At 70.6% G+C, this 13,810-nt stretch carries 11 protein-coding genes, 1 tRNA gene and 1 other RNA gene; 12 read left to right on the top strand and 1 reads right to left on the bottom strand.

What is annotated here, in order from left to right:
• From J5X86_RS02655 to J5X86_RS02665, 3 genes are all read left to right on the top strand, one after another.
• Nucleotides 1-1,479, top strand: a complete 1,479-nt coding sequence (locus J5X86_RS02655) for an ATP-binding protein (RefSeq protein WP_208515640.1) — start codon at nucleotides 1-3, stop codon at nucleotides 1,477-1,479.
• Nucleotides 1,480-1,949: 470 nt separating this feature from the next.
• A complete protein-coding gene (locus J5X86_RS02660) occupies nucleotides 1,950-2,177 on the top strand; it encodes a helix-turn-helix domain-containing protein (RefSeq protein WP_208515181.1) in 228 nt (75 codons plus the stop codon).
• Between the two features lie 84 nt (nucleotides 2,178-2,261).
• Nucleotides 2,262-3,548: a site-specific integrase gene (locus tag J5X86_RS02665; protein WP_208515182.1), complete on the top strand. Its 1,287-nt coding sequence runs from the start codon at nucleotides 2,262-2,264 to the stop codon at nucleotides 3,546-3,548.
• Nucleotides 3,549-3,611: 63 nt separating this feature from the next.
• Here J5X86_RS02665 and J5X86_RS02670 read toward each other — a convergent pair.
• Nucleotides 3,612-3,699 (bottom strand) — tRNA-Ser (locus J5X86_RS02670).
• A 468-nt stretch (nucleotides 3,700-4,167) separates the two neighbouring features.
• Between J5X86_RS02670 and J5X86_RS02675 the strand changes: the two genes are divergently transcribed.
• The 9 genes from J5X86_RS02675 (at nucleotide 4,168) to J5X86_RS02715 (ending at nucleotide 13,576) form a co-directional block, all read left to right on the top strand.
• Nucleotides 4,168-4,842 (top strand): CDP-alcohol phosphatidyltransferase family protein, encoded by a 675-nt coding sequence (locus J5X86_RS02675; RefSeq protein WP_208515183.1) that lies wholly within the window; start codon nucleotides 4,168-4,170, stop codon nucleotides 4,840-4,842.
• Complete coding sequence (locus J5X86_RS02680) at nucleotides 4,839-5,687, top strand: phosphatidate cytidylyltransferase (protein ID WP_308124424.1); 849 nt, start codon at nucleotides 4,839-4,841, stop codon at nucleotides 5,685-5,687. The genes J5X86_RS02675 and J5X86_RS02680 overlap by 4 nt, the downstream gene beginning before the upstream one ends.
• The gene (locus J5X86_RS02685; RefSeq protein WP_208515184.1) at nucleotides 5,684-6,964 is read left to right on the top strand and encodes a lysophospholipid acyltransferase family protein; all 1,281 of its coding nucleotides are present in this window, start codon (nucleotides 5,684-5,686) and stop codon (nucleotides 6,962-6,964) included. Before J5X86_RS02680 ends, J5X86_RS02685 begins: the two co-directional genes overlap by 4 nt.
• Nucleotides 6,965-7,091: 127 nt before the next feature.
• Nucleotides 7,092-8,615, top strand: a complete 1,524-nt coding sequence (locus J5X86_RS02690) for an MFS transporter (protein WP_208515185.1) — start codon at nucleotides 7,092-7,094, stop codon at nucleotides 8,613-8,615.
• A gap of 183 nt (nucleotides 8,616-8,798) precedes the next feature.
• Nucleotides 8,799-8,893: signal recognition particle sRNA small type (gene ffs / locus J5X86_RS02695), an RNA gene on the top strand.
• 67 nt (nucleotides 8,894-8,960) lie between these two features.
• On the top strand, nucleotides 8,961-11,567 hold the full coding sequence (locus J5X86_RS02700; RefSeq protein WP_208515186.1) for a DNA polymerase III subunit gamma and tau: 2,607 nt from the start codon (nucleotides 8,961-8,963) through the stop codon (nucleotides 11,565-11,567).
• A 129-nt stretch (nucleotides 11,568-11,696) separates the two neighbouring features.
• Nucleotides 11,697-12,032 (top strand): YbaB/EbfC family nucleoid-associated protein, encoded by a 336-nt coding sequence (locus tag J5X86_RS02705; RefSeq protein ID WP_208515187.1) that lies wholly within the window; start codon nucleotides 11,697-11,699, stop codon nucleotides 12,030-12,032.
• 286 nt (nucleotides 12,033-12,318) lie between these two features.
• Nucleotides 12,319-12,918: a recombination mediator RecR gene (gene recR, locus J5X86_RS02710; RefSeq protein WP_208515188.1), complete on the top strand. Its 600-nt coding sequence runs from the start codon at nucleotides 12,319-12,321 to the stop codon at nucleotides 12,916-12,918.
• Entirely contained in the window at nucleotides 12,911-13,576 is a 666-nt protein-coding gene (locus tag J5X86_RS02715) for a DUF5063 domain-containing protein (RefSeq protein ID WP_208515189.1), read from the top strand. The genes recR and J5X86_RS02715 overlap by 8 nt, the downstream gene beginning before the upstream one ends.
• Nucleotides 13,577-13,810 lie beyond the last annotated feature (234 nt).

Consider the following 13,810-nt stretch of genomic DNA (forward strand, 5'->3'; position numbering starts at 1 on the left):
ATGGCCGACGACGACAAGAACCCCGCACGCGAGATCATCACCGACTACGCCCAAGCCCACTTCCGGTACTTCCGCACCGCCGACGGCACCGTGTACGCGCAGAGGAACGGCCACCCCGTGGCCCGCCCGATCCGCTCCCAAGGCACCACCGGCAGCCACCGGCAGGAACTCATGGTTGGTCTCTTCCGTGACGGAGTGGGCGTGTTCAACGGCACCGCTATGAAAGAGGCGCTCGACCTGATCGAAGCGTTGGCGCTGACCGAGGACGTCCAGCCCGTGCACATCCGTGTCGCCCCCGGATTCGACGGGGCGACGTGGCTGGACCTGGGCCGCAGCGACGGGCAGTCCGTACGCATTCACCCCACCGGCTGGGACATTCGCACCCCTGACCCGCGTGAGGTGTGCTGGCGGCGTACTCAGCTCACGGGGGAGCTGCCCTTGCCGGCGAAGGACACCGACGGCAAGGGCATCGATCTGCTGATGCGGCTTTGCAACTTCGCCAACGCGGAGACCGAGTGCCTGGCCATCGCGTGGCTCATCGGCTGCCTGGGTCCGGCCGTGCCCGTCCCGGCCCCGTTCCTCACCGGACCGCAGGGCGCGGGCAAGTCCACCGGTGGGCGGATGCTCGTGCGGATCATCGAGGGCATGAGCGGGGACCTGCGACGGGCGCCGAAGGATGAGGAAAACCTGATCACGGCGGTGGCAGCCGGTTGGGTCACCGCCCTGGACAACCTCTCCCACATGACCCCGGAGCTATCCGACGCGATGTGCTGCATCGTCACCGGGGCCGAGAACGTCAAACGCGCCCTGTTCACCGACGGGGACGTCTTCCGCATCGGCTACCGCCGCCCCCTGCTCCTGACCGGCATCGACGTGGGCGTCATCCGGCCCGACCTTGCAGAACGACTGTTGCCCCTGCGGCTGGAACGCCCCCGCGTCCGGCGCACCGAGGCGGAACTGTGGTCCGACTTCGCAGAGGTTTTGCCCGTCATCCTCGGCTCTCTCCTCGACCTCACCGTGCAGGTGCGCGCGGCTGAGGTGGACATCCCGACCGACCTGCGCATGGCCGACTTCGCGCACTTGTGCGCGCAACTCGACGCGGCCACCGGTCTGGGAGCGCTCGCCGCCTACCGGGCAAGCCTGGACGACCTCAACGACGACGTCATCGAGGGCGACTTGCTGGCACAGACCGTGCTCAAGCATGCCGCCGGCATCGACCCGGGCACCGAGCAACGGATGACGTCCGCCGAATGGCTGCACAGCCTCACGGGCCTCTACGCAGGCGAGGACTTCCGTCCCCTTCCCAAAGGGTGGCCGACCACCGGCAAGGTGCTCTCAGACCGCCTTAAGCGCCTTCAACCCACCCTCGCGGCCCGGGGCGTCCTCATCGACTGGGGACGTACCAAGACATCCCGCTACATCGAGATCGCGCGGCCGTTCGCCGCACCGCCCCCGCCCGAGCAGGAAGCCGCTTTCTGACGCGCGGCACCACGACCGCCCGCACAAGCAAGAGGAGCACCCGGCGCCACGTGCTCCTCTTGCTGTTCGGCGGCGGCGCCGCCCTGCATGGTCGCGCCGCGAAGCGGCTCCTTCTTCACTCTCTGAGCCGCGCATCACAACAGACAGCACCCCTCTTTGTCCTAAGTAGAGAGATGCTGCGTCACCTGCGTCACCCACACCCCGTAGACGGTGCGTGACCTGGTGAAACAGCGGTGACGCAGACGGCCGATTCCTGCGTCACCCCGTGTCACCTGCGTCACCGGGTGACGCAGGTCTTCGTCACCCGGTGACGCACCCCCAGGGTTCTGCGTCACCCGGAAACAGCAGGTCAGAGGTGCGAATGACGCAGATGACGCAGGTGACGCAGAAATCCGCACCTCGGACAGACAGACGCGGCCACCGAGCACCCCCGGCATCTGCCCACGAACTGAGTCGTAGAGGAGCGAGTCTTGGACGAACACGGCACCGTCACGCCCCCCGCTGACGACGACACGACGCTGGTTCTCCTTACCGTCGAAGAAGCTGCCCGCCGACTCCGCATCGGCCGGACCACCTGCTTCGCCCTCATCCGCAGCGGAGAGCTGGAGTCCATCGACATCGGCCGTCTCCGTCGCGTCCCCGCAGACGCGCCGGCCGCGTACCTCGCCCGCCGACGCGCGACCCGACGCGCGGCTTGACCACGCCCGGGGCGGCGGCACTCCCGGACAGGACAGCCCGCCGCCCCGGTCTCCATCCCGACAGCAAGAAACAGGAGCCTGCCTGTGGCAGAGAAAAAGAAGAAGGGCACCCGCCGCGCCAACGGCGAATCCGCGATCTACTTCGGGAAGGACGGCCGTTGGCATGCCCGTGTGCCGATGGGCTACAAGGACAACGGGGAGCCTTACCGTCGACATCTGACGCGTAAGACGCGCGATGACCTTGTTGAAGAAGTCAAGAAGCTGGAGAAGCAGCGCGACGCGGGTTCGGCACAACGGCCGGGCAAGGCGTGGACGGTTGAGAAGTGGCTTCAGCACTGGGTTGAGAACATCGCCAAGCCGACCGTCAGCGAGAACACGTACGACGGGTACGAGGTCGCCGTTCGCGTGCACCTCGTGCCCGGTGTCGGCAGGCACCGCCTTGACCGTTTGCAGCCCGAGCACCTCGAAAGCCTGTACCGCCGTATGCAGGCGAACGGGGAGCGCAAAGCCGGTACGGCTCACCAGGCCCACCGCACCGCGCGCACCGCACTGGGGGAGGCCGTACGGCGCGGCTACGCGGCGAAGAACGCCGCCGCGCTGGCCAAGCCGCCCCGGATGGAAGAGGACGAAACAGAGGTTGAGCCCTACTCCGTGGAAGAGGTCCAGTGCCTGCTGCTCGAAGCAAACAAGCGCCGGAACAGCGCCCGCTGGATGTTGGCGCTGGCGCTCGGACTGAGGCAGGGCGAGACGCTCGGACTGCGCTGGTCTGACGTCGACCTGGGCAACGAGTACCTCAAGCTGCGCCGGAACCGTCTGCGCCCCAGGTACGAGCACGGGTGCCCGGACGCCTCGCCGTGCGGGCGGAAGGCTGGGTACTGCCCGGGCAAGGTGCAGGTCCGGCGTGAGACCAAGAACACCAAGTCACGTGCGGGCCGGCGTGCCGTGCCTCTGCCGGGCCCGCTGGTCGCCATGCTCCGTGCGCATGCCGAGACGCAAGAGCGCGAGCGCAAAGCGGCCGGTGATCTGTGGGCTGAGTCGGACTACGTCTTCACCAAGCCACTGGGTGGCCCGCTGAGCCCGAACACGGACTACCACGACTGGAAGCGGCTGCTGGAAGACGCGGGGGTTCGGAACGCCCGGCTGCACGACGCCCGGCACACGGCCGCCACGGTGCTCATGCTGCTCGGTGTCCCGGACCGGGTCATCGATCAGATCATGGGGTGGGAGCCAGGCACCTCCGCGAGCATGCGAGCGCGGTACCTGCATGTGCCGGACGCCATGCTCAAGGACGTCGCCCGGAAGATCGCCGAAGCCATCTGGGGACCCCCGGAAACACCCGCTGTGGACAAAAACCAGGACAACGAGGTCTGAGGACAATGTCGAAGGGCCCCACCTTGCGGTGGAGCCCTTCGACGTAGTGCCCGGTGAGAGCACTGGCGGAGGATACGAGATTCGAACTCGTGAGGGGTTGCCCCCAACACGCTTTCCAAGCGTGCGCCCTAGGCCTCTAGGCGAATCCTCCGCGGAACACTCTACCCCACTTGGAGGGGTGCGCTGACACGGTCGGCGGTGCGTACGGCGTGCTCTGTGGGGCACGCCACTTTATCGGTCGGGGGAGGGGGAATGTCCGGCGGAATCGAGATAAACCGGACGGGTTCTGTGGCTGATGGCCGATGGGAGTGGCCTCGGGCTTACGTCCGGTGGTCGTCGCCGGATGTGGGCTCGGAGACGGGTGGATGGTTCGTCGCGGGCGTTCTCGGGGAAAAGTGCGGGTCGTCGGACCGAACCCACCCCGCCGTCCATTCGGGGATATGTCGGGGGATCGGGCCGGTGCGGGTCGGGAAATCCGATGCAGAAGCGGGTGTTCAGGATGTCTGTAAAGCGTGGGCTCTGGTGTATTCACTAGCGTCGTAAGACGCGCCTCTGGTGCATTTACTAGCTTCGGGGATCGGCGCTGTCCTTTTGTTCACCTGCTTGTTAGTGTCCCGTCATGAATGGGCTGTACGCGCTCAAACCGTGGTTCGCCCGCCGATTAACCCTGCTCCGGCGATGGTTGATCCGGAGCGGCGTCTCTCCGAATGCGGTCACCATTGCGGGAATACTCTGTGCAGGCGCTGCTGGGGCATCCTTTGCTGTGCTGCCCGCTCCCTGGGCCGTAGTTCCCGTTGTGGTATTTCTGACGGCTCGGTTGGCCTGCGCGAATCTCGACGGCTCCATTGCCAGGGAAACCGGGAAACAGACCCGCCTGGGTTCGCTGCTGAATGAAATTGGTGATCGAGCGGCGGATCTCCTGGTGATTCTGGGATTTCTGCCGCACACATCGCCTTCGCTCGTGCTCGGTGCGCTGCTGGCCAGTTCGGCGCCGTCATGGATCTCCATCGCCGGGGCCGCGGCCGGGGTGCGGAGAATCAACGGCGGTCCGATGGGGAAGACCGAGCGCTGTCTCGTTATCGCGGTCGCCGCGGCGTCCGGGTGGTATGCGCCCGCCGCGGTGGTGATCGTGGTCGGTTCCGTAGTGACCGCCGGTGTGCGGCTGTTTCAGGTCGTGGCGCTCTGCAACCGCCGTGACGGCGAAGGTGGTCATGACGGCGAAGGCGGTCGTGTCGGCGAGAGCGGTCGGGTCGGCGAGGATCGTGATCACGATCCTCTGAGCGGTCGGCTGTGACCCCCTTCGCGGGTCCGCTTCCGCCGGAGATGGTGCGGGCCGTGCCGCTCCTCGCCGGGACGCTCACGGTGAGCGGCCTCGCCCTTCTCTTCGTCCGCAACGTCGAACTGCGCCGCCGCTGGCGGACCTGGTGCGTCACCGCAGTGATCGTCTGCGGGACGCTGGGCTTCGGCACACCTGGAGCCGCCCTGTTCGCGGCCGGGCTCGCGGTGGTGGGCTCCGCCGAGTACGTGCGCCTGGTGGGCCTGCGCCGCGCCGACGGCGCCGTGCTCCTGTGCGCCGGGGTGCTCCTGCCCCTCATCGCCTGGCTGCGACCCGGGGTGCTCACGCTGCCCATGGCCGGCGTCCTGCTCTGCGCCGCCGCGCTGCCGCCTCTGGTGGGCCAGGACGTGGCCCATGGCGCCGGCCGCGCGGCCAGGACCACCTTCGGCCTGATCTGGCTGCCCGTTGCCCTCACCGGACTGGTGTCCCTGGGGGACCTCGCCATCGCGATCTGCGTCAGCGTGGCCTTCGCGGACGTGGGCGGCTGGTGCGGCGGGCGCGCGCTGGGCCGCTCCGGTCCTCTGGGGCGTCCGCTGTCCGCCCTCTCACCGGCCAAGACCTGGGGCGGAGTTGTGGGCTCCGCCGCCCTGTCCGGTGTGGCGCTGTGGGCCATGGAGGCCTGGACCCCGTTGCGGTGGCTTGCCGTGCTGTGCGGTTGCGCACTGGGCGACCTGCTCGAATCCATGATCAAACGAGGTGCCGGGGTCAAGGACGCGGGCCGTTGGCTGCCCGGGTTCGGGGGGCTGCTGGACCGCATCGACTCCCTTCTCGTGACCCTTCTGCTGTTGGGAGCCATGCCATGACGAAGAACGCGGCAACCGGGTCGTTATCCGCGGTACGGAGCGATACGGAGGGCGATACGCGGCCCGAGCGACGCGTCGTCGGCGGAGCGGAGGAGGCCGCCGAGCGGCGGGACCGGCCCGCGTTCCGACTTCTGGTGGCGGCGTGGCTGCGCCGGCGGTTCTGGCGGACCGTCCTCTTCCTCACCGGTGGTCTCACGGTCAAGGGGAAGCTGCCGAAGGGCGGTTGCGTCGTGGTGGCCAACCACTCCTCGCACGCGGACACGGCAGTACTCCTCGCCGCACTCAGCGTCGCCCGTGCTCCCCGGGTGGCGGCGGCCGCCGACTACTGGTTCCTCAAGCGTGCGCGCCGCCTGGTGTGTTCGGTCCTGGCCGCCGCGTTTCCCGTACGCCGCCACGGTGGCGGTTACTCCGACCTCCAGGACATCGCCGGCCCCATGCTGCGTGCCGGACACGCGGTTGTCGTCTTTCCCGAAGGCACCCGAGGAGAGGGCCGCGTGGGCCCGTTCCGCCGGGGTGCGATCGACCTGGCCGTCTCCCATGGTGTGCCCGTGGTGCCTGTCGCCCTGTCCGGCACCGCGGAACTGCTGCCCAAACGCGGACGGCTGCGTCCGCACGCCGTCCGGGTGCGGATCGGGCGGCCGCTGACGGACCCCGACGCCGACACCGCCCGCACGGCGGTCCTCGAACTCCTCGCCGAGTGCCGGCCCCGCGACAGCCGGGTCCGGCACCGGATCGCCCGGCTGGCGGTGTCCTGGAAGGGCCCGGGCCTGGTCGCCGCCTGGTCCTTCACCGAGGCGCTGAGCTGGCCGCTGCTGCCGGAGCTCGCGCTCGCCGTGCTGTGCGTCGCCGCGCCCAGGGCCGGGCTGCGGCTGACCGCGAGCGCCGCCGGGGCCAGCGTCGCCGGAGGTCTGGTCGCGCTCGCCCTGTACTCCGGGACCTCCGTCGACCTGCCCCAACCGCTGACCACCACACGCATGCACACCACGGCGCAGAAGGAGATCCGGTCGGAGGGTGCCCGCGCGGTACGGCACCAGCCCGCCAGCGGTATCCCCTACAAGGTGTACGCGGCCGAGGCGGGGCGAGCCGGGGTCCCCGCGGGCGAGTGGGTGCTGCGCTCCACGGCCGCCCGGGGGCAGCGCATCGTCGGCGTCGGCCTCGTACTCACGCTGATCGGCGTGCTCACCCAGCGCTGGCGGCGTTTCTTCCCGCAGTACCTGGTCTTCGTGGGGGTGGCCTTCATCGCGTTGTTCGCACTGGTCATCAGCTCGTGGCGGTGACCCGTACCCCCGTCGGACAGTCCCCGCGCCCGCTGCCGTACGTCCTGCCGACGGGGCGTGCGCGGGCCGCCGGACCCGACAGCCGTGTGAGGACGACCCCGACCGCCGTATGAGGAGCCGCGCGCCGATGCCCACCCCGTCCGTTCCGCCGACCCCGTCCGTTCCACCCACCCCGGCAACCCCGGCGACCCCGGCAACCCCGGCGACCCCGGCAACCCCGGCGACCCCGGCAACCCCGGCGACCCCGCAAGCGACGCCCCCGGCCGCATCCGCCCCGTCGGTACCGGACGGAGATGCCCGCCGCATCCTGGCGCTGACCAGCCTCGGCGTGTTCATCGTCTTCCTCGACACCACGATCGTGAATGTCGCCTTCGACACGATCAGCACCAGCTTCGACGCCGGTATCACCCGCCTGGTGTGGGTCCTCAACGCCTACACCCTGGTCTTCGCCGCGTTCCTGATCCCGGCCGGGCAACTGGCCGACGCCTACGGCCGCAAGCGCCTGTTCCAGATCGGTCTCGTGGGCTTCGCGGTCAGCAGTGCCCTGTGCGGTCTCGCCCCCGGGCTCGGCGTCCTCATCGCCGCACGGGCGGCCCAAGGTGTCTTCGGTGCCATCATCGTTCCGGCCTCATTGGCGCTTCTCCTGCCCGCTTTTCCCATGGAGCGCCGGGCCACGGCGATCAGCACCTGGGGTGCCATGGCGGCCGTCGCCACCGCGATCGGCCCGACCCTGGGCGCGCTCCTGATCGAATACACCACCTGGCGCTGGGTCTTCCTGCTCAATGTCCCCGTCTGTCTGCTCACCGCGGTCTGGGGTGCCCGCCTGCTGACCGAGACCCGCGGCTCCCGGAACGGAGGCTTGCCCGACCCCCTGGGCGTCGCCATGAGCGCCGCCGCGCCCGCCCTGCTCAGCTTCGCCGTCATCTACGGCCCGCACCTGGGCTGGGACGACCCGCGTGTCCTGGCGACCGCGGTGGCCGGTGTCGTCCTGATTCCGGTGCTGATCCGCCGGTCCCGGCACGCCGCGCGACCGGCACTCGACCTGAGCCTGTTTCGGATTCGCAACTTCCAGGCATCCAACGTCGCCACACTGGTCTTCTCCGTGGCCTTCTTCGCCGTTCTCCTCTCCAGCCTGCTGTTCCTGCAGAACGTCTGGCACTACTCCGTGCTGAAGTCCGCACTGGCCGTCAGCCCCAGCGCACTCGTCACCGCGCTCGTGGCCCCGCTGGCCGGCCGGCTGGCCGAACGATTCGGCTACCGCCCGGTCTTCGTCACCGGCGCCCTCTTCTACGCCGCGGGCGCCGCCGCTATCGCCCTGCGCACCGGCGCCTCGCCGCACTGGGCCGCGCACTGGCTGCCCACCCTCGTGCTCAACGGCATCGGGGTCGGGCTGGCGCTCTCCACTCTCAACAGCGCCGCGGCGAAGGCACTGCCACCGGAGCGCTTCGGCGTCGGCACGGCCATCAACAACAGCTTCCGGCAGCTGGGCGCCCTGCTCGGCGTCAGCCTGTTCGTGGCCGTCCTGGGGACGCCGACAAGCGCGACGATCCTGGGGGACTACCACCGGGTCTGGTGGGTGCTGGCCGTGATCCCTGTGATCAGCGCCGGGACGTACCTCGCCACCCATCGCGAGCCGGAGGCCGCTGGGTGACGCCGGAAGCTACCGGATGACGCCTGCCGGGGTTGCCCCACTGCCCCACTGGCCCACTGGCCCACTGGCCCACTGGCCCACTGGCCCACTGGCCGTCGGCCGAATCCTGGCCGAAAACGGTCCACGACCGGAAGGGGCACCCGCGGAGTCGTTCGCACCCCGGCCCATCCGCTAAGGTGGGGCGCAGCCCCTCACGTGGCGCTATCTCACCGAACTCCCCCAGGGCCGGAAGGCAGCAAGGGTAAGTGGGCTCTGGTGGGTGCGTGGGGGGCGCCTTGCGTCTGCGGGGGGTGTGGGGATGCGGGCGTGGTCCGGTTGTCGGCGGTCCCCGATATCGTCGTAAGCGTGTCGTCCCTCGCGCTGTACCGCCGCTACCGCCCCGAGACCTTCGCGGAGGTCATCGGGCAGGAGCATGTCACCGGCCCGCTGCAGCAGGCGCTGCGCAACAACCGGGTCAACCACGCGTATCTCTTCAGCGGTCCCCGCGGGTGTGGCAAGACGACCAGTGCGCGCATCCTGGCCCGCTGTCTGAACTGTGAGAAGGGTCCCACCCCGGCGCCGTGCGGCGAGTGCCAGTCGTGCCAGGACCTCGCGCGGAACGGACCGGGCTCGATCGATGTGATCGAGATCGACGCCGCGTCCCACGGTGGTGTGGACGACGCCCGTGAGCTGAGGGAGAAGGCATTCTTCGGGCCCGCGTCGAGTCGTTACAAGATCTACATCATCGATGAGGCCCATATGGTCACCTCGGCGGGGTTCAACGCCCTGCTGAAGGTGGTCGAGGAGCCCCCGGAGCACCTCAAATTCATCTTCGCGACCACCGAGCCGGAGAAGGTCATCGGCACGATCCGGTCGCGTACGCATCACTATCCGTTCCGGCTCGTGCCGCCCGGGACGCTCCGCGAGTATCTGGGCGAGGTCTGCGGGCGCGAGGCGATCCCGGTCGAGGACGGGGTGCTGCCGCTGGTGGTGCGGGCCGGGGCCGGGTCGGTGCGGGATTCGATGTCGGTGATGGACCAGCTCCTCGCGGGCGCGGCCGACGACGGTGTGACCTATGCCATGGCCACCTCGCTGCTCGGTTATACGGACGGCTCGCTGCTCGACTCGATCGTGGACGCCTTCGCGGCGACCGACGGGGCGGCGGCGTTCGAGGTCGTCAACCGCGTGATCGAGGGGGGCAACGACCCCCGGCGCTTCGTCGCCGATCTGCTGGAGCGGCTGCGCGATCTGGTGATCCTCGCCGCCGTGCCGGACGCCGCGGAGAAGGGGCTCATCGACGCCCCGGCCGATGTGGTGGAGCGGATGCAGGCGCAGGCGTCGGTCTTTGGCGGCGCCGAGCTGAGCCGTGCGGCGGACCTGGTCAATGAGGGCCTTACGGAGATGCGCGGCGCCACCTCGCCGCGGCTGCAGCTCGAGCTGATCTGCGCCCGGGTGCTGCTGCCCGCCGCCTTCGACGATGAGCGCTCGGTGCGGTCGCGGCTGGAGCGGCTGGAGCGCGGGGCCCTCGCGGGCGGCCTGGGCGGTGGAGTCGGGGCCGGTGCTGGTGGCGGTGGCGTCGCTGGGGTGGCGGGGCCCGGGCCCGCCATGGGGTACGTACCGGGGCCCGACGCTCACGCTCCGGCCGCGCCCCCCGCCGCCGGTCCGTCCGGTCCGGCCGCCGCGCGTGCGGCGATGGCCGGGGGAGGGGCCGGGCAGGAGCAGTCCCCAGGAGGGCCGGGCGGTGCCGAGGCCCCCGACGGGTGGCCTGCGGGTGCGCGGCCTGCCGCGGACAGCGGTCCGGGCGGCGCCGGAGACGGAGGACAGCAGGCCGGTGCCCCGGCCGCGCCCGTGGAGGGCGGCGGTGGGCAGCGGCCCGGAGCGTGGCCGTCGGGCGCCCAGTCCGCTGCGGTGGAGGGCGGCGGATCGCGGCCCGGAGCCTGGCCCACCGCCTCGGCGCCTGGTTCCGGTGCGGGCGGTGCGGGCGGGTCGTCTGGCGCGTCCGGTGTGGGCGGGCCGTCTGGTGCGGGCGGGCCGTCTGGTGCTTCCGATGCCGGCGGTGCGTCTGGTGGTGGCGGTGCGTCCGGGGGTGCCTCCGGTGGTGGGGCGCCCGCTCGGCAGCCCGGTGGCTGGCCGACGGCCACCGCGCCGGGGCAGGGCGGCGGCCCACCTGCGCAGACGCCCGCGGCGCCCTCCGCGTCGACCGCGTCTTCCGGGCCGGCCTCGCCTGCCGCGTCCGCCGCGCCCTCCGCACCCGCGCAGGGCGGCGCACCGAGCATGGCGCAGGGTGCCGTGCAGGTGCGGCAGATGTGGCCGGACATCCTGGAGGCGGTCAAGAACCGCCGCCGCTTCACCTGGATCCTGCTGAGCCAGAACGCGACGGTGTCCGGCTTCGACGGCACCACCCTCCAGCTCGGCTTCTCCAACGCGGGCGCGCGTGACAGCTTCGTGAGCGGCGGCAGCGAGGACGTCCTGCGGCAGGCGCTTCAGGACGCCATCGGTGTGCAGTGGCGGATCGAGGCCATCGTCGATCCCTCGGGCGGCACCGGACAGCAGGGCGGCGGCCCGGGCGGTCCGGGCGGCCTCGGTGGTCCGGGCGGTTCCGGCGGCTTCGGCGGAGGCGGTGGCGCCACCGGTGGCGGCTTCGGCGGTGGTGGCGGCTTCGGTGGCGGGAGTGGCCCCGGTGGCGGCGGCCCGGGCGGCGGTGGCCAGTCCGCCGCGCCACGGCAGTCCGCGCCCCGGCCCGCGCCCGCCTCCCCGCCCCCGGCCGCCCCCGCCGCGCCGTCCGGAGCCGCGGACGCGGGGCCGCCCCCCGAGGCGGCGGCGTACCGGGAGCCCGAGCCTCCGCGGGTCGCGCTGGAGGACGACATGCCGGCCGAGGACGACCCGGACCTGGACGACACCGCGCTGAGCGGGCACGACCTGATCGTTCGCGAGCTCGGTGCCACGGTGATCGAGGAGATCGTCAACGAGTAGGAGGCGTGGGCCCGGCACCCATGCCCTATGTAGCCGTGTCTCCTCCGTACGGCGTAGAGCAGGGCGCTCTGGGAGCACGTAGGCTCGGGCTATCGAAGAGAACGACTGTCGAGCGCCAGGAGCGAAGCCGTGATCCCCGGTGGTGGCCAGCCGAATATGCAGCAGTTGCTGCAGCAGGCTCAGAAGATGCAGCAGGACCTCGCCGCGGCCCAGGAGGAGCTGGCCCGGACTCATGTCGAGGGTTCCGCGGGCGGTGGCCTGGTGAAGGCGACCGTGACCGGTTCCGGTGAGTTGCAGGGCCTGGTCATCGATCCCAAGGCCGTGGATCCTGAGGACACGGAGACCCTCGCGGATATGGTCGTCGCGGCCGTCCGCGACGCCAACAACGCCGCGCAGGAGCTCCAGCAGCAGAAGCTCGGCCCGCTCGCCCAGGGGCTGGGCGGTATGCCCGGGCTCCCGTTCTGATCCTCGGGTCCTTCGGGTCTGCCGGGTCCCTCGGGTTCCCCGGTCCCCGGGATTCCGGATCCTCGGGTCCTCGGTTCCTTGGGTTTTCGGGTCCCCGGGCTCTCCAATCTCATAGGGTTCCGTAATTCCACCGGGTCCTTCAGGGCTCCCCGGGGCTCCTCGGGGACCACCCGGCTCCCCGGGCCCGGCCGCGGGACCACGGCGGCCCCGGCAGTGAGGGTGCGGCGCAACCGAATATTCATATGCAGTACAGCCACCGCGCGGCGGCGCGAGATTGGATGAAGGCGTGTACGAGGGCGTGGTCCAGGACCTCATCGACGAGTTGGGCAGGCTGCCCGGCGTCGGTCCCAAGAGCGCGCAGCGGATCGCCTTCCACATCCTGCAGTCCGAGCCCACCGACGTCCGCCGCCTCGCGCATGCGTTGACCCAGGTCAAGGAGAAGGTGCGGTTCTGCGCGGTCTGCGGAAACGTCGCCGAGGCCGAGCAGTGCCGCGTCTGCCAGGACCCCCGCCGCGACCCCGCGGTCATCTGCGTGGTCGAGGAACCGAAGGACGTCGTCGCGATCGAGCGGACGCGTGAGTTCCGGGGCCGCTATCACGTGCTCGGCGGGGCGATCAGCCCCATCGAGGGCGTGGGCCCGGACGATCTGCGGATCAGGGAGCTGCTGGGGCGGCTCGCGGACGGGACGGTCACGGAGCTCATCCTGGCCACCGATCCGAATCTGGAGGGCGAAGCCACCGCCACGTACCTCGCGCGCATGATCAAGCCCATGGGTTTGAAGGTCACTCGCCTGGCCAGCGGCCTCCCTGTCGGTGGAGACCTGGAGTACGCCGACGAGGTCACGCTGGGTCGTGCCTTCGAAGGGAGAAGACTTCTTGATGTCTGACGCAACGCTGCACGACGCCCACCCGGACCCGGACGACTTCGCGGTCCAGATCTCCGACCAGATCGAGAGCTTCATCGTCGCGGTCACCGAAGTCGCCAAGGGGGACGAGCCGGACAGCGCTGTGCCGTTTCTGCTCCTCGAGCTGTCCCAGCTGATCCTCGCGGGCGGCCGGCTCGGCGCGCACGAGGACTTCGTTCCGGACGAGCGGTACGAACCGGACGTCGGTCCGGAGCCGGATGTCGACGAGCTGCGTGAGCGCTTCGCCCAGCTGCTGGAGCCGGTGGACATCTACTCGGAGGTCTTCGACCCGTACGTGCCGCGCAGCCAGCCCGTCGCCTGCCGGATCTCCGACGATCTGGCCGGGATCATCACCGATCTGCGGCACGGGATGGCGCACTACCGCGAGGGCCGGATCAGCGAGGCGCTGTGGTGGTGGCAGTTCTCGTACCTCTCCAACTGGGGGACGACCGCCTCGGCGGCCCTGCGCGCGCTGCAGTCGCTGGTCGCGCACGTACGGCTGGACAGCCCGCTGGACGAGCTGGACGGCCTGGACACGGACAGCAACGCGGGCGGTGACGAGGAGCTCGCGGAGGAGGCCGGCCGGGTCATGGCGGAGGAGATCGCGGGACCGCTCGGCCTGCGCTCGGGGCCGCGCTGACGGGTGCCCGGGACGGCCGCTCGGGGCCGCGCCGAGGCGCGGCCGGGACGGCCGACGGGAAGATCTGAAACGGCCCGCGGGGGCGACCCGCGACCCGTCCGAGCCTGTGAGCTGGGTTACGTTCCCGTGTGCTTCGGCGGCGAGCGGGAAGGGTTCGTCGCTGAGCGGGTGGGAGGGATGCGGGGAATCTCGCGGACGCATGGACGTATGCGTCGCGTGATGCCCTCTGTCTCC

Source organism: Streptomyces sp. NEAU-YJ-81 (assembly GCF_017592595.1).
GTDB classification, from domain to species: domain Bacteria; phylum Actinomycetota; class Actinomycetes; order Streptomycetales; family Streptomycetaceae; genus Streptomyces; species Streptomyces hygroscopicus_B.